The 16888-nt window shown below is 54.1% G+C and carries 14 protein-coding genes; 10 read left to right on the top strand and 4 right to left on the bottom strand.

The window, feature by feature from the left end; translation table 11 throughout:
- Positions 1-104: 104 nt before the first annotated feature.
- Together pta and ackA are read right to left on the bottom strand one after the other, a co-directional pair.
- Complete coding sequence (gene pta / locus ACOT0L_RS12550) at positions 105-2246, bottom strand: phosphate acetyltransferase (RefSeq protein WP_022648836.1); 2142 nt, start codon at positions 2244-2246, stop codon at positions 105-107.
- Between the two features lie 75 nt (positions 2247-2321).
- Positions 2322-3524 carry an acetate kinase gene (gene ackA / locus ACOT0L_RS12545; RefSeq protein ID WP_022648835.1) on the bottom strand — a complete coding sequence of 401 codons (1203 nt, stop codon included), beginning with the start codon at positions 3522-3524 and terminating at the stop codon, positions 2322-2324.
- Positions 3525-3859: 335 nt separating this feature from the next.
- Between ackA and yfbV the strand changes: the two genes are divergently transcribed.
- The 4 genes from yfbV (at position 3860) to ACOT0L_RS12525 (ending at position 7481) form a co-directional block, all read left to right on the top strand.
- Positions 3860-4315: a terminus macrodomain insulation protein YfbV gene (gene yfbV / locus ACOT0L_RS12540; protein WP_003861459.1), complete on the top strand. Its 456-nt coding sequence runs from the start codon at positions 3860-3862 to the stop codon at positions 4313-4315.
- 92 nt (positions 4316-4407) lie between these two features.
- The gene (locus tag ACOT0L_RS12535) at positions 4408-4902 is read left to right on the top strand and encodes a YfbU family protein (RefSeq protein ID WP_008502874.1); all 495 of its coding nucleotides are present in this window, start codon (positions 4408-4410) and stop codon (positions 4900-4902) included.
- A gap of 11 nt (positions 4903-4913) precedes the next feature.
- Entirely contained in the window at positions 4914-5573 is a 660-nt protein-coding gene (locus ACOT0L_RS12530) for a sugar phosphatase (protein WP_063146679.1), read from the top strand.
- A 75-nt stretch (positions 5574-5648) separates the two neighbouring features.
- Positions 5649-7481: an SLC13 family permease gene (locus ACOT0L_RS12525; protein WP_126503358.1), complete on the top strand. Its 1833-nt coding sequence runs from the start codon at positions 5649-5651 to the stop codon at positions 7479-7481.
- Positions 7482-7563: 82 nt separating this feature from the next.
- Here the strand turns inward: ACOT0L_RS12525 and yfbR are convergent, their stop codons facing one another.
- Entirely contained in the window at positions 7564-8163 is a 600-nt protein-coding gene (gene yfbR, locus ACOT0L_RS12520; protein ID WP_022648832.1) for a 5'-deoxynucleotidase, read from the bottom strand.
- Positions 8164-8280: 117 nt separating this feature from the next.
- Positions 8281-9495, bottom strand: a complete 1215-nt coding sequence (gene alaA / locus ACOT0L_RS12515) for an alanine transaminase AlaA (RefSeq protein WP_022648831.1) — start codon at positions 9493-9495, stop codon at positions 8281-8283.
- Positions 9496-10431: 936 nt separating this feature from the next.
- Here alaA and lrhA point away from each other — a divergent pair.
- The 6 genes from lrhA (at position 10432) to nuoF (ending at position 16861) form a co-directional block, all read left to right on the top strand.
- Entirely contained in the window at positions 10432-11370 is a 939-nt protein-coding gene (gene lrhA / locus ACOT0L_RS12510; protein WP_032622483.1) for a transcriptional regulator LrhA, read from the top strand.
- A gap of 631 nt (positions 11371-12001) precedes the next feature.
- Positions 12002-12442, top strand: coding sequence for an NADH-quinone oxidoreductase subunit NuoA (nuoA, locus tag ACOT0L_RS12505; protein ID WP_003861475.1), 441 nt, complete (start codon positions 12002-12004; stop codon positions 12440-12442).
- Positions 12443-12457: 15 nt separating this feature from the next.
- Complete coding sequence (gene nuoB, locus ACOT0L_RS12500; protein ID WP_003861482.1) at positions 12458-13132, top strand: NADH-quinone oxidoreductase subunit NuoB; 675 nt, start codon at positions 12458-12460, stop codon at positions 13130-13132.
- An 89-nt stretch (positions 13133-13221) separates the two neighbouring features.
- Entirely contained in the window at positions 13222-15024 is a 1803-nt protein-coding gene (gene nuoC / locus ACOT0L_RS12495; RefSeq protein ID WP_003861484.1) for an NADH-quinone oxidoreductase subunit C/D, read from the top strand.
- Between the two features lie 2 nt (positions 15025-15026).
- Positions 15027-15527 carry an NADH-quinone oxidoreductase subunit NuoE gene (gene nuoE / locus ACOT0L_RS12490; protein ID WP_006176513.1) on the top strand — a complete coding sequence of 167 codons (501 nt, stop codon included), beginning with the start codon at positions 15027-15029 and terminating at the stop codon, positions 15525-15527.
- A complete protein-coding gene (gene nuoF / locus ACOT0L_RS12485) occupies positions 15524-16861 on the top strand; it encodes an NADH-quinone oxidoreductase subunit NuoF (protein ID WP_003861487.1) in 1338 nt (445 codons plus the stop codon). The genes nuoE and nuoF overlap by 4 nt, the downstream gene beginning before the upstream one ends.
- Positions 16862-16888 lie beyond the last annotated feature (27 nt).

Below are 16888 nucleotides of genomic sequence, written 5' to 3'. Positions count from 1 at the left end.
AGGCGACCGTTGAATGGTCGCCCTTTTTTGCCGGATGGCGCTTCGCTTATCCGGCCTACAAAACCCTGGGCCCGGTAAGCGCTAGCGCCACCGGGCTTTTTAGCTTACTGCTGCTGCGAAGACTGAATCGCCGTCAGCGCGATGGTGTAGACGATATCGTCAACCAGCGCACCACGAGACAGGTCGTTCACAGGCTTGCGCATACCTTGCAGCATTGGCCCGATGGAGATCAGGTCTGCTGAACGCTGTACCGCTTTATAGGTGGTGTTACCGGTGTTCAGATCCGGGAAGATGAACACGGTAGCGCGACCTGCAACCGGCGAGTTAGGCGCTTTAGATTTCGCAACGTCAGCCATTACCGCGGCATCGTACTGGAGCGGGCCGTCGATCATCAGATCCGGACGTTTTTCCTGCGCAATGCGGGTCGCTTCACGGACTTTCTCTACGTCGCTGCCTGCACCAGAGGTACCGGTGGAGTAGGAGAGCATCGCGACGCGCGGTTCGATACCGAAGGCAGTCGCGGAGTCCGCAGACTGGATAGCGATTTCTGCCAGCTGCTCTGCGGTTGGGTCCGGGTTGATCGCGCAGTCGCCGTAAACGTAAACCTGTTCAGGCAGCAGCATGAAGAACACGGAGGAGACCAGAGAGCTGCCCGGTGCGGTTTTGATCAGCTGCAATGGTGGACGGATGGTGTTCGCGGTGGTGTGAACCGCACCGGAAACCAGGCCGTCAACTTCGTCCTGCTCCAGCATCAGCGTACCCAGCACGACGTTGTCTTCCAGCTGCTCGCGCGCAACGGCTTCGGTCATGCCCTTGTTCTTACGCAGCTCAACCAGGCGGGCAACGTAGCTTTCGCGAACCACTTCCGGGTCAACGATCTCAATGCCAGCGCCCAGCTCAACGCCCTGAGACGCCGCAACGCGGTTGATCTCATCCGGGTTACCCAGCAGCACACAGGTCGCGATACCGCGCTCTGCACAGATGGCCGCCGCTTTAACGGTACGTGGTTCGTCACCTTCTGGCAGAACCACGCGTTTGCCCGCTTTACGCGCCAGCTCGGTCAGCTGGTAACGGAAGGCTGGAGGAGACAGACGACGGCTGCGCTCGGACGTCGCCGTCAGGGATTCGATCCAGTCTGCGTTGATGTAGCCCGCAACGTATTCCTGAACTTTCTCGATACGCTCGTGGTCATCAACCGGCACTTCGAGGTTGAAGCTTTGCAGGCTCAGGGAGGTCTGCCAGGTGTTGGTGTTCACCATGAAGACTGGCAGGCCAGTGGCGAACGCACGTTCGCACAGCTTGCTGACGCGCGGGTCCATCTCGTAGGCACCGGTCAGCAGGATCGCACCGATTTCCACGCCGTTCATCGCAGCCAGGCACGCTGCAACCAGCACGTCTGGACGGTCAGCAGAGGTCACCAGCAGGGAACCTGCGCGGAAGTGTTCCAGCATGTGCGGAATGCTGCGCGCGCAGAAGGTCACGGACTTCACGCGGCGGGTGTTGATATCGCCTTCGTTAACGATGGTGGCATTCAGGTGACGCGCCATATCGATTGCACGGGTGGCAATCAGATCGAAGCTCCATGGCACCGCACCCAGCACCGGCAGTGGGCTGGAATCCTGCAGCTTAGCCGGGTCAACTTTGATGACTTTCGCTTTGGAAGAGTCGTCGAAGATTTCGGACAGGTCAGGACGCGTACGGCCCTGCTCATCAACCGGTGCGTTCAGCTTGTTAACAATCACGCCGGTGATGCTGGTGTTTTTCGCACCGCCGAAGCTGCTGCGCGTCAGTTCGATACGCTCTTTCAGCTGCTCTGGGGTGTCCGTGCCCTGAGACATCACGAAAACAATCTCTGCGTTCAGGGTTTTCGCGATTTCAAAGTTCAGAGACTGGGCAAACTGGTGTTTACGGGTCGGGACCAGGCCTTCAACCAGCACCACTTCAGCGTCCTGCGCGTTTGCGTGGTAGTTGGCGATGATCTCTTCCATCAGCACGTCTTTCTGGTTGCTGGAGAGCAGAGATTCAACGTGGCTCATCTTCAGCGGTTCAGCCGCTGGCAGATTGGAGTTCTTACGAACGATGGAGGTGGTCTGGTCTGGCGCATCGCCACCGGCACGTGGCTGGGCGATAGGCTTAAAGACACTCAGACGAACGCCTTTGCGTTCCATAGCGCGGATCACGCCGAGGCTGACGCTGGTCAGGCCGACGCTGGTTCCGGTAGGGATCAGCATAATAGTACGGGACACGGTTTATCCTCTTTCGTTACCGCCGCGTTGGGCGGGCTACAAAACAGCACCGCCAGCATTGCTGGCGGTGTGGAATCAGGCAGTCAGGCGGCACGCGTCTTGCGCGATGACCAGCTCTTCGTTAGTTGGGATAACGATAGCCGGGCGGGTGCCTTCTTTGTTGATGAAGCCAGACTTGCCGAAGCGGGCAGCCAGGTTACGCTCGTGATCGACTTCGAAGCCCAGTACGCCCAGTTTGCCCAGGGACAGCTCACGTACCATTGCCGCGTTCTCACCGATGCCGCCGGTGAAGATAACCGCGTCCAGACGACCGTCCATCAGCGCGGTGTAAGAACCGATGTACTTCGCCAGACGGTGGCAGTAAACGTCCATTGCACGTTTAGCGTCAGCTTTTTCTGCGTAGTTGTCTTCAACGTAACGGCAGTCGCTGGTGACTTCGGTCAGACCCAGCAGGCCAGACTCTTTGGTCAGCATTTTGTTGATGTCGTCAACGCTCATGCCCAGGGTGTCGTGCAGGTGGAAGATGATCGCCGGGTCGATATCACCGGAACGGGTACCCATCACCAGACCTTCCAGCGGGGTCAGACCCATAGAGGTATCAACACACTTACCGTTGCGGATAGCAGAAACAGAACCACCGTTGCCCAGGTGGCAGGTGATGATGTTGACTTCTTCAACCGGCTTGTTCAGTACTTTTGCGGCTTCCTGAGTCACATAGAAGTGGCTGGTGCCGTGTGCGCCGTAGCGACGTACGCCGTGCTCTTTGTACAGGCTGTATGGCAGGGCATAGAGGTAAGACTCTTCCGGCATGGTCTGATGGAACGCGGTGTCAAACACGGCCACGTTTTTATCTTTCAGATTCGGGAAGGATTTCAGTGCTTCAGCGATACCGATCAGGTGAGCCGGGTTGTGCAGCGGTGCGAAAGACGCAGAGTCTTTGATGCCCTGAATCACAGAGTCGTCGATTACCACGGAGCTGGTGTATTTTTCGCCGCCGTGGACGATACGGTGACCAATCGCAGTCAGCTGAGCAGACAGTTCTGGTTTTTGTGCCAGAATAGTGTTAACGATAAAGTTCAGCGCTTCACTGTGAGCGGCGCCTGCACCTAAAGCCGCTTCTTGTTTGCTGCCGTCCATCTTCCACTTGATACGTGCTTCAGGCAGATGGAAACATTCGGCCAAACCAGAGAGGTACTCATCACCGTTGAGCGCATCGATGATGGCGAATTTCAGTGAAGAGCTACCGCAGTTCAGAACCAGTACTAACTTACTCGACATGGAAGTACCTATAATTGATACGTGGCTAAAAAAACGTCAATGAGTCTAAAGCGTAACGCATGCTGACTCAGACATTTATGATTAACATCATGCCAAACGAACATTCTGGCAGGATGGAAGAAATACCTATGATTTTAAGCCATTTTGAACATTTTTCAGACAATGGCATAATATGCGATAATTTGACGAGTTAACGCTTCTCGTCTACGGCCTATCAGGCTGGCACAGGATACCCGATACGGGGTAGCGATGACAAAATATTTTGAACGTTGTCATAGCCTGTTGTGGTTTTGCACGAAAATTTTAATTTTTATATGTGAAGTTGAGGTACAGCCATGTCAACACCTGAAATCCCGTCCGTGAACTTTTTTAGTCTGTTTCGTCGGGGACAGCATTACGCAAAGACATGGCCGATGGAAAAGCGCCTCGCGCCCATGTTTATTGAAAATCGCACTATTCGCGCCACGCGCTATGCGATTCGCTTTATGCCCCCGATCGCTGTCTTTACTCTTTGCTGGCAAATTGCGCTGGGTGGACAGCTTGGACCTGCCGTCGCGACGGCGCTCTTTGCGTTAAGCCTGCCGATGCAGGGATTGTGGTGGTTAGGTAAACGTTCCGTCACGCCACTTCCGCCTTCTATTTTACACTGGTTTTATGAAGTGCGTGGAAAACTGGAGGAGGCCGGCCAGGCGCTCGCCCCGGTTGAAGGCAAGCCGGATTATCAGGCGCTGGCGGACACCCTCAAGCGCGCGTTTAAACAGCTTGATAAAACATTCCTCGATGACTTGTGATTGATCATCGAAACGACGACCAAAAGAAGGCACAGTAACAATCAGTTACCGTGTCTTTTTTTTACAGTGCAATGCGCTACAGGAGTCGAAAGATGGAAATGACCCATGCTCAACGTCTGATTTTGTCTAACCAGTACAAGATGATGACTATGCTTGATCCCGATAACGCTGCGCGCTACAGCCGCCTGCAAACCATTGTTGAACGTGGTTTTGGCTTGCAGATGCGCGAACTGGATCGCGAATTTGGCGAACTGAAAGAGGAAACCTGCCGTATCGTTATCGACATCATGGAGATGTACCATGCGCTGCATGTGTCCTGGACCAATCTGAAAGACCAGCAGTCCATTGACGAGCGCCGCGTAACGTTCCTGGGCTTTGATGCCGCGACAGAAGCGCGCTATCTGAGCTATGTGCGCTTTATGGTGAACACCGAAGGGCGCTACACCCATTTTGATGCGGGTACGCACGGCTTCAACGCCCAGACCCCGATGTGGGATAAGTATCAACGTATGCTGAGCGCGTGGCACGCCTGTCCGCGTCAGTACCATTTAAGCAGCAACGAAATTCAACAAATCATTAATGCCTGACGGAGGTGCGTGTGCAGTGTAAAGGTTTTCTGTTTGATCTGGACGGTACGCTGGTGGATTCGCTGCCGGTAGTGGAGCGTTCCTGGTGTCATTGGGCCGACAGGCACGGCATTGACCATCAGGATGTACTGAATTTCATCCATGGCAAACAGGCCATTACCTCATTGCGGCACTTCCTGGCGGGACGTCCTGAGGAAGAGATTCAGGCGGAGTTCAAATATCTGGAGCAGATTGAAGCTACCGACACTGAGGGCATCACCGCGCTGCCCGGTGCGCGCGAATTGCTTGAGCATCTGAATGAAGCGCAGATCCCGTGGGCTATCGTCACCTCCGGCTCGGTTCCTGTCGCGCATGCCCGCCATAAGGCGGCCGGTTTACCGACGCCGGACGTCTTCATTACCGCTGAGCGCGTAAAGCGCGGCAAGCCCGAACCGGATGCGTTTCTGCTCGGCGCTGAACTGCTCGGCCTTGCGCCAGCGGAGTGCGTGGTGGTGGAAGACGCGGCGGCAGGTGTGCTGGCCGGACTGAACGCCGGAAGCCACGTCATTGCCGTTAACGTCCCGGCGGAGTCCCCCCGGCTGGAGGAGGCGGATTTTGTGCTTAATACTCTGACCGCCATCGACGTCTCGAAGGCATCAGACGGCGTTGTAACCGTCTCGCTAAAAATGTAATCCCATGATATAGCCCCGCATTACCGGGGCTTTTTTATGGCAGAATTGCTTCTCCTCCACTGACAAGGACATGTTGTGAACGGTGAACTGATTTGGGTCCTGAGCCTGCTGTTAATCGCCATCATTCTTTTTGCCACGGGCAAGGTGCGCATGGATGCCGTCGCCCTGTTTGTGATTGTCGCGTTCGTTCTGAGCGGTACCCTTTCCCTGCCGGAAGCCTTTTCCGGGTTTAGCGATCCCAACGTTATTTTGATTGCCGCCCTGTTTATTATTGGCGACGGGCTGGTACGCACCGGCGTGGCGACGATGATGGGGTCGTGGCTGGTTAAAGTGGCGGGCAGCAGCGAAACCAAAATGCTGATTTACCTGATGCTGACGGTCGCCGGACTGGGTGCGTTTATGAGCTCGACGGGGGTCGTGGCCATCTTTATCCCGGTTGTGCTGAGCGTCTGCATGAGGATGCAGATCTCCCCGTCGCGGCTGATGATGCCGTTGAGCTTTGCCGGGCTCATCAGCGGCATGATGACGCTGGTCGCGACGCCGCCGAACCTCGTCGTAAACAGCGAACTGATCCGTGAGGGGCTTGAGGGGTTTAGCTTTTTCAGCGTCACGCCGATCGGGCTGATTGTACTGGTGATGGGCATTATCTATATGCTGTTGACCCGTTTCGCGCTGAAAGGGGAGAAGCAGGACAAAGCCAAAGAGGGCTGGAAGCGGCGAACTTTTCGCGATTTGATCAAAGAGTACCGTCTGACCGGGCGCGCCCGTCGGCTGGCTATCCGCCCCGGTTCGCCGATGATAGGCCAGCGGCTGGACGACCTTAAGCTACGCGAACGCTATGGCGCGAACGTCATCGGGGTTGAGCGCTGGCGTCGTTTTCGTCGGGTAATCGTTAACGTGAATGGGGTGTCAGAGTTTCGCGCGCGTGACGTCCTGCTGATTGATATGTCCACCGCGGACGTGGATCTGCGAGAGTTTTGTAGCGAGCAACTGCTGGAGCCGATGGTGCTGCGCGGCGAGTATTTCTCCGACCGGGCGCTGGATGTGGGAATGGCCGAGGTGTCGCTGATCCCGGAATCGGAGTTATTGGGCAAAACCGTGCGCGAAATCGGCTTTCGTACCCGCTATGGCCTCAACGTAGTGGGCCTGAAGCGCGATGGCGTAGCCCTTGAAGGGGCGGTGGTGGATGAGCCGATCCTGCTGGGGGATATCTTCCTCGTGGTCGGCAACTGGAAACTGATTAGCCAGCTCGGGCAGAAAGGCCGCGATTTTGTGGTGCTGAATATGCCGATTGAAGAGAGCGACGCGTCACCGGCGCACAGCCAGGCGCCCCATGCGATTTTTTGCCTGGTGTTGATGGTCGCGTTGATGCTGACAGACGAGATCCCTAACCCGGTGGCGGCGATAATCGCCTGTCTGTTAATGGGCAAATTCCGCTGTATCGACGCCGAAAGCGCTTACAAAGCGATTCACTGGCCAAGCATCATTCTCATCGTTGGGATGATGCCCTTTGCCCTGGCGCTACAGAAAACCGGCGGGGTGGATTTGATCGTAAAAGGCTTAATGGACGCGGGCGGGGGATATGGTCCGTACCTGATGATGGTTTGCCTGTTCGTCATGTGCGCCACCATTGGTTTGTTCATCTCCAATACCGCAACGGCGGTGCTGATGGCACCTATTGCGCTGGCGATGGCAAAATCGATGGGCGTTTCGCCCTATCCGTTTGCGATGGTGGTAGCGATGGCGGCGTCCGCGGCATTTATGACGCCGGTATCTTCCCCGGTCAATACCCTGGTGCTGGGGCCGGGAAACTATCGATTCAGCGATTTTGTAAAGCTGGGCGTGCCGTTCACCGTGCTGGTGATGCTGGTATGCGTGGTGCTGATTCCGGTGTTATTCCCGTTCTGAGAACATCGCCGGGTGGCGGCTACGCCTTACCCGGCCTACGTGATTCGTAGGCCCTGCAAGCGCAGCGGCGCTGGGCGAAAAACTACAGCGGTGAATCCTGACTGATCTCATCCAGCGACAAATGGAAGCTCGGCACAAACACCTGCATAAAGTAATCCATCTCTTCGCTACGGCGGGAGTCGAGCGTTTTCTCCAGGCGCGTTTTCGCCAGCAGGAACTCGTTATTCCCCGCGGATAACTCTTCCAGACATTTCAGGTAGGCGCACAGCGCATCGGCCTGCTTAACCAGGGATTTCTCCTCTTCCGTATACTGATGCTCGTCGATCAGTGGCCCGAAGATATCACGCAGCTCATCAGGCACCATATCGATCAGCTTCTGCTGGGCAATCTTCTCAATGGCCTTATATTCCTGGGCAATCTGCGAGTTGAAATATTTCACCGGCGTAGGCAGATCCCCGGTCAGCACTTCCGATGCATCGTGGTACAACGCCAGCAGGGCGATACGTTCGGCATTAACCTGCCCGTTGAATTTGCGGTTTTTAATTGCTGCCAGCGCATGAGCGACCATAGCAACCTGCAAACTGTGCTCAGACACATTTTCAGTGCGCACGTTGCGCATCAGCGGCCAGCGGTTGATGAGTTTCAGGCGGGAGAGGTGGGCAAAGAAATGACTCTGACTCATAGGTTACCTTATGTCTTCACTGCGACGGACTTCATTGTGCGGGGAGGGGAGGGAAGATGCAAATTTGCAGATGTTACAGGCCGGGTAAGCGCAGCGCCACCCGGCGGAAAGTCAGCGTTACTGATGGTACCCCGAGAGGAATCGCCCGAAGCGGCTGATGGCCATTTCGAGATCGTCTTCGCGCGGCAGGGTTACAATACGCACGTGATCCGGCCACGGCCAGTTAAACGCCGTCCCCTGAACCAGCAGCACTTTTTCCTGCAACAGGAAGTCGAGCACCATTTTCTGGTCGTCGTGAATATTGAAGCGCTTCGCGTCGATTTTCGGGAACATATACAGCGCGCCGTTAGGCTTCACGCAGGAGACGCCCGGAATATCATTAATTAATTCCCATGCACGGTTGCGCTGTTCATAGAGGCGGCCGCCTGGAACGATAAACTCGCTGATGCTTTGATAGCCCCCGAGTGCTGTCTGGATCGCATGTTGCGCCGGTACGTTGGCGCACAGACGCATGGATGCCAGCATCTCCAGCCCTTCAATGTAGCCTTTCGCATGTTTTTTCGGACCGTTCAGTACCATCCAGCCCTGACGGAAACCGGCAACGCGGTAAGTTTTAGACAGTCCGTTAAAGGTGACCGTCAGCAGATCGGGCGCCAGCGCGGCGATAGAGTGGTGCTGCGCCGCGTCGTACAGGATCTTGTCGTAAATCTCGTCGGCAAAGATGATCAGGTTGTGCAGGCGGGCGATCTCGACGATCTCCATCAGCAGCTCTTTTGAATAGACCGCGCCCGTCGGGTTATTCGGGTTAATGATCACGATTCCCCGGGTGCGCGGTGTTATTTTGGCGCGAATGTCATCCAGATCCGGGAACCAGTCCGACGATTCATCGCAAAGATAGTGCACCGCTTTACCGCTGGAGAGCGATACCGCAGCCGTCCACAGCGGATAGTCTGGAGCGGGAACCAGCATTTCATCGCCGCTGTTCAGGAGCGCCTGCATCGCCTGAACGATCAGCTCCGAGACACCGTTGCCAATGTAAATATCTTCAACGGTGACGTCGCGCATACCGCGAGCCTGATAGTGCTGCATGATGGCTTTACGGGCGGAGTAGAGCCCTTTTGAATCGCAGTAGCCTTGTGCAGTGGGCAGGTTACGGATCACATCCACCAGGATCTCATCCGGCGCTTCAAAACCAAATGGCGCGGGGTTGCCGATGTTGAGTTTCAGAACCTTATTGCCTTCCTCTTCAAGGCGTTTTGCCTCTTTGAGTACCGGGCCACGGATGTCGTAACAGACGTTGTCGAGCTTGCTGGATTTTTCGATAGGGGACATGAACCTTTAACCTTTTCGCTATTATTGCAACTTCCTGCCGTGGAAGCAGCACGGAACAATGTACTCCCACCGCGCTTCGTTTTGAAGGGCGCACAGAAGAAGATTTTGTCCAACCAGGCAGCACTGATGTGATTGCTTAATCTAATGATGGAGTGATTTTGCGCCTGAAATTACCGTGAAAACGCTTAATGTTGGGTTTTTTATGCTGAAAGTTTCACATAAATATTAATATTATTCTGATTTAAATAAAAAGACGATCCGGGCTGAAGCGTTAGTCCCCCTGAGTGACCATTCGTAAAACCTGAATGCTGAGATACAGTTTGCTCTATTAGCAAAGCCAGGTTAAAAGTTACTCATGTGAAATTAATGTTAAGTGTTATTAATGAATGGCCTGAATCTAAATTAAACTTTATTTATTATTAACGACGAAAATGCAACTTTCGTTAATTTTAATAAAAAGAGTGTAGTTGCTTATCATTGGCGTTAAATCCGTTATATTGCAATAAGACTTATAAATATAGTGGATTTGGGTTAAGATGTGTTTTGGGAATGCAGCGTAGCGATAGGCCTGTTACGTATATCAGCTTCTGTCTTCCTGTATTAATCGATTGTTATTGTTAAAGTAATCTCTGGCTGATTGGGTAAGTCACATCTTGCTACGCTGGCAACGCTGCGATATAGATGGCAGAAAACATGTCTTACTCTTAATGGAATTTACATCTACCTTCAGATAACGAAATATCCTGAACGCAAGAGAATAAAAATAACGTCATGAAACGTGATTTCTGACTGTTGATATACCAAAGTACAATAACTATCTGTCAGGCAGTCTGCCGGGCCGGGACGCGAGGGAAACTCTTCAGAAGGAATTGCTTAACTGTTACACACAGCTTCAACCCGGGCAGCTCCGCACGAGCAACCTGAAAGTGAAAAGATATGATAAATGCAAATCGTCCGATAATGAATCTCGACCTCGATCTGCTGAGAACGTTTGTTGCGGTCGCCGATCTCAACACTTTTGCAGCAGCTGCTGCCGCCGTTTGCCGTACCCAGTCCGCCGTGAGTCAGCAAATGCAGCGGCTGGAACAACTGGTTGGTAAAGAGCTTTTTGCGCGTCATGGACGTAATAAGCTTTTAACAGAACATGGTATTCAGCTTCTGGGTTATGCCAGAAAGATACTGCGCTTTAATGATGAAGCCTGTATGTCATTAATGTTTAGCAACCTTCAGGGAGTGTTAACATTAGGGGCGTCAGATGAATCAGCAGATACCATTTTGCCCTTCCTTCTCAACCGAATTAGCTCGGTTTATCCGAAGCTTGCCCTGGACGTTAGCGTTAAACGCAATGCCTTCATGGTTGAGATGCTGAAAGAAAACGAGGTTGACCTGGTGGTCACCACGCATCGACCTGGCCAGTATGACTGCCTGACGCTGCGTACTTCTCCTACGCACTGGTACTGTGCCGCGGAGTACGTATTGCAAAAAGGTGAGCCAATACCCCTGGTCCTGCTGGACGATCCTAGTCCGTTCCGCGATATGGTGCTGACTGCGCTCAACGAAGCCAGTATTCCGTGGCGCCTGGCGTACGTTGCGTCAACGTTGCCTGCGGTACGAGCGGCAGTGAAGGCCGGACTTGGCGTAACAGCCCGTCCGGTGGAGATGATGAGCCCCGATCTGCGTGTGCTGGGTCAATCTGAGGGACTCCCGTCGTTGCCGGATACGGAGTACCTGCTGTGCCATAATGCCGCCAGCAACAACGAGCTAGCGAAAGTGGTATTCGAGGCAATGGAAAACTATCACAATCCATGGCAGTACGCGCCTGTTACTCCGGAAGGAGGGGATGACTCCCTGATTGTGGAAAGGGATTTTGAGTGATCATTCCCCCAAAATTCTCGTAACAAAATGTAAGTGCAAAAAAGAGCCACTCGCATGATTTTTTCCTGCGAGTGGTTTTTTTTGCTATTCATAACCGCGAACGGAGCAGGGTTAAAGCAAATACCGCTTATTTATCAATGCAGAAAATGCTTTTGGTTAAGTTATAAACGATACCTCTTCTAACTTGCCTAATACCCCGCCGATGTTAAAAAAACAGGAAATATGTTGCTGTTTTTTTGATTGAATTAACAAAAGCGTGTCTCAGATCAAGAAAATACTCCCATTTGGGGGGAGGAATCGTTGGCAAATCCTGTCAAAATAGGAGGGTTATTTTTTTTACTTCCAAAACGGACACGATTCAACAAGATGCATTTGACGTAAAGTCATGTACCCACCAGGGTTAAAGGGCACCAAATGTTAATGAGAATCGCACGTTGTAATTTAATGTGAAGAAACCTTTGTTAAAGTTGACAAAAGGTTATAGAAAGGAGTAAAAAACCCCATCATTTTGCTGTCTATGTCTCATTTCTGACAGTTAGTGTAAGGTTATTTTGTTCCTCCCCATGAATCGATGTGATGCCCATCTGCCAGCAAGAGCAGTGTCGTCGGTATCACTTTTGATGAGTAAGCAATGAGTATGTCAACATCCACAGAAGTCATCGCTCATCACTGGGCATTCGCAATCTTTCTTATTGTAGCCATTGGCCTGTGCTGCCTGATGTTAGTCGGCGGCTGGTTCCTGGGCGGTCGCGCCCGCGCAAGGCACAAAAACACACCTTTCGAATCAGGTATTGATTCAGTAGGTACCGCTCGCTTACGCCTGTCTGCCAAGTTCTACCTGGTAGCCATGTTCTTCGTCATTTTCGACGTGGAAGCGCTTTACCTCTTCGCGTGGTCTACCTCCATTCGCGAAAGTGGTTGGGTGGGCTTTGTCGAGGCCGCAATTTTCATTTTAGTGTTACTGGCCGGTCTGGTTTATCTGGTGCGTATTGGCGCGCTGGACTGGACACCTGTGCGTTCACGCCGTGAACACATCAACCCGGAAAACAGTATCTCTAATCGTCAGCAGTAACAGCGAGGCAATAAGATGGATTATACGCTCACCCGCATAGATCCTAACGGTGAGAATGACCGTTACCCCCTGCAAAAACAGGAGATCGTAACCGACCCCCTGGAGCAAGAAGTCAACAAAAGCGTGTACATGGGCAAGCTCGAACATGCCATGCACGATATGGTCAACTGGGGTCGTAAGAACTCCATCTGGCCATACAACTTTGGCCTTTCTTGCTGCTACGTTGAAATGGTGACGTCATTCACTGCGGTGCATGACGTTGCGCGTTTTGGGGCCGAGGTACTGCGTGCTTCTCCACGTCAGGCTGACCTGATGGTGGTGGCCGGGACCTGCTTTACCAAGATGGCACCGGTTATTCAGCGTCTTTATGACCAGATGCTGGAGCCAAAATGGGTAATCTCCATGGGCGCATGTGCAAACTCCGGCGGTATGTACGACATTTATTCCGTTGTGCAGGGCGTTGATAAGTTCATTCCGGTGGATGTGTACATCCCGGGCTGCCCGCCGCGTCCAGAGGCCTATATGCAGGCGCTGATGCTGCTGCAGGAGTCAATCGGTAAAGAACGCCGTCCGCTCTCCTGGGTTGTCGGCGATCAAGGTGTCTATCGCGCGAACATGCAGTCTGAGCGCGAGCGTAAACGTGGTGAACGTATTGCCGTCACCAACCTGCGTACGCCTGACGAAATTTAATTTGCGCCTGTGGGCCTGGAGAACACCTTCGCATATCACTACTCAAATAGCGCGAAGCCAGGCTTAACAGTCACCACGGACCATTTGCAATGGTGAACAATATGACCGACTTAACCGCGCAAGAAGCCGCCTGGCAGACCCGGGATCATCTCGATGACCCCGTCATTGGCGAACTGCGCAACCGTTTTGGGCCGGATGCCTTTACTGTTCAGGCCACCCGCACCGGGGTACCCGTTGTTTGGGTGAAGCGTGAGCAATTACTGGAAGTTGTCGATTTCCTCAAGAAATTGCCAAAACCTTACGTCATGCTGTTTGACTTACACGGCATGGACGAACGTCTGAGAACGCACCGCCAGGGTCTCCCTGCTGCGGATTTTTCCGTTTTCTACCACCTGATCTCAATAGACCGCAACACGGATATCATGCTCAAGGTGGCATTGTCTGAAAACGACATGCATCTGCCGACGATCACCAAACTTTTCCCAAACGCTAACTGGTACGAGCGTGAAACCTGGGAAATGTTCGGCATGACCTTCGACGGCCACCCGCATCTGACGCGCATCATGATGCCGCAGACCTGGACCGGCCACCCGCTGCGTAAAGACTACCCGGCACGCGCCACCGAATTCGACCCGTTTGAGCTGACCAAAGCCAAGCAGGATCTGGAGATGGAAGCGCTGACCTTCAAGCCGGAAGACTGGGGCATGAAGCGCGGCACCGAAAACGAGGACTTCATGTTCCTTAACCTCGGTCCAAACCACCCGTCTGCGCACGGTGCATTCCGTATTATTCTTCAGCTTGACGGCGAAGAGATTGTCGACTGCGTGCCTGACATTGGCTACCACCACCGTGGTGCCGAGAAGATGGGCGAGCGTCAGTCCTGGCACAGCTACATTCCGTATACTGACCGTATCGAATACCTCGGCGGCTGCGTAAACGAGATGCCATACGTGCTGGCCGTTGAGAAACTGGCAGGCATCACCGTCCCGGATCGCGTTAACGTGATTCGCGTGATGCTGTCTGAACTGTTCCGTATTAACAGCCACCTGCTGTACATCTCCACGTTCATTCAGGACGTTGGTGCGATGACGCCGGTCTTCTTCGCCTTTACCGACCGTCAGAAAATCTACGATCTGGTGGAAGCGATTACCGGTTTCCGTATGCACCCGGCCTGGTTCCGCATCGGCGGCGTGGCGCACGATCTGCCGCGCGGCTGGGACCGCCTGCTGCGTGAATTCCTCGACTGGATGCCGAAACGTCTGGCGTCTTACGAGAAAGCCGCGCTGCGTAACTCCATCCTGAAAGGCCGCTCCCAGGGCGTTGCTGCCTACGGGGCGAAAGAGGCGCTGGAGTGGGGAACCACAGGTGCTGGCCTGCGCGCAACCGGTATTGATTTCGACGTGCGTAAAGCCCGTCCTTACTCTGGCTACGAGAACTTCGACTTTGAAGTCCCGGTTGGCGGCGGCGTTTCCGACTGCTACACCCGCGTGATGCTGAAAGTGGAAGAGCTGCGCCAGAGCCTGCGCATCCTTGAGCAGTGCCTCAACAACATGCCGGAAGGCCCGTTCAAGGCGGATCACCCGCTGACGACGCCGCCACCGAAAGAGCGCACGCTGCAACATATCGAAACCCTGATCACCCACTTCTTGCAGGTTTCCTGGGGCCCGGTCATGCCGGCACAAGAATCCTTCCAGATGATTGAAGCGACCAAGGGTATCAACAGCTACTACCTCACCAGCGACGGCAGCACCATGAGCTACCGTACCCGCGTGCGTACGCCAAGCTTTGCGCACCTGCAGCAGATCCCGGCCGCCATTCGCGGCAGTCTGGTCTCCGACCTGATTGTGTATCTGGGTAGTATCGATTTTGTTATGTCAGATGTGGACCGCTAATTATGCACGAGAATCAACAACCACAAACCGAGGCTTTTGAGCTGAGTGAAGCAGAGCGTGCCGCCATTGAGCACGAGATGCACCACTACGAAGACCCGCGTGCGGCGTCCATTGAAGCGCTGAAAATCGTACAGAAACAGCGTGGTTGGGTGCCGGATGGGGCGATCTATGAGATCGCAAAAGTGCTGGGCATTCCGGCGAGTGACGTAGAAGGCGTAGCCACGTTCTACAGCCAGATCTTTCGTCAGCCAGTCGGCCGCCATGTGATCCGCTACTGTGACAGCGTTGTCTGCCACATTACCGGTTATCAGGGCATTCAGGCTGCGATTGAGAAGAAACTTAATATTAAGCCGGGCCAGACCACGTTCGACGGACGCTTTACCCTGCTGCCAACCTGCTGCCTGGGTAACTGCGACAAGGGACCGACCATGATGATTGATGAGGACACTCACAGCCATCTGACGCCGGAAGCGATTCCTGACCTGCTGGAGCAGTACAAATGAAAACTGTAATTCGTACTGCTGAGACGCATCCGCTGACCTGGCGTCTGCGCGATGACAAACAGCCGGTCTGGCTCGACGAATATCAGAGCAAAAACGGCTATGCCGGTGCGCGTAAAGCCCTCGGCGGCATGGCGCCAGACGACATCGTTAATGCGGTGAAAGAGTCTGGCCTGAAAGGGCGCGGCGGTGCGGGCTTCTCCACCGGTCTGAAGTGGAGCCTGATGCCGAAAGATGAATCCATGAACATCCGTTACCTGCTGTGTAACGCCGATGAAATGGAGCCGGGTACCTATAAAGACCGCCTGCTGATGGAACAGCTGCCGCACCTGCTGGTGGAAGGCATGCTGATCTCCGCGTTCGCGCTGAAAGCGTACCGTGGCTACATCTTCCTGCGCGGTGAATACATCGAAGCGGCTGAAAACCTGCGTCGCGCGATTGCCGAAGCCACTGAAGCCGGACTGCTGGGTAAAAACATCCTGGGCACCGGGTTTGACTTCGAGCTGTTCGTGCACACCGGTGCCGGGCGTTATATCTGTGGTGAAGAAACCGCGCTGATTAATTCCCTGGAAGGCCGCCGCGCGAACCCGCGCTCCAAGCCACCGTTCCCGGCAAGCTCCGGCGTATGGGGTAAACCGACCTGTGTAAACAACGTCGAAACCCTGTGTAACGTTCCGGCTATCCTTGCGAACGGCGTGGAGTGGTATCAGGGCATCTCATCAAGTAAAGATGCCGGTACCAAGCTGATGGGCTTCTCCGGTCGCGTGAAGAATCCTGGCGTCTGGGAGCTGCCGTTCGGCACCACCGCACGTGAAATTCTTGAAGACTACGCCGGCGGCATGCGCGATGGCCTGAAATTCAAAGCCTGGCAGCCGGGTGGGGCAGGGACAGACTTCTTAACCGAAGCCCACCTTGACCTGCCAATGGAGTTCGAAAGCATTGGTAAAGCAGGCAGCCGTCTGGGTACCGCGCTGGCGATGGCCGTCGACCACGAGATCGGCATGGTATCCCTGGTGCGTAACCTGGAAGAGTTCTTCGCCCGCGAGTCCTGCGGCTGGTGTACACCATGCCGTGACGGTCTGCCGTGGAGCGTGAAGATCCTGCGCGCTATCGAACGTGGCGAAGGCCAGCCTGGCGATATCGAGACACTTGAGCAACTGTGTCGATTCTTAGGGCCAGGTAAAACCTTCTGTGCCCACGCACCGGGTGCCGTCGAGCCGCTGCAGAGCGCGATTAAATATTTCCGCGACGAATTCGAAGCAGGCATCAAGCAGCCGTTCAGCAATACCCATTCTATCAATGGTATTCAGCCGAACCTGCTGAAAGCACGCTGGTAAAAACAGAATTTTGATTAACGCTCGGTT

The sequence above is a fragment of the Enterobacter cloacae complex sp. XAL002 genome, assembly GCF_049236805.1.
Lineage (GTDB): Bacteria > Pseudomonadota > Gammaproteobacteria > Enterobacterales > Enterobacteriaceae > Enterobacter > Enterobacter intestinihominis.
This window is presented reverse-complemented; position numbering and strand designations above follow the sequence as displayed.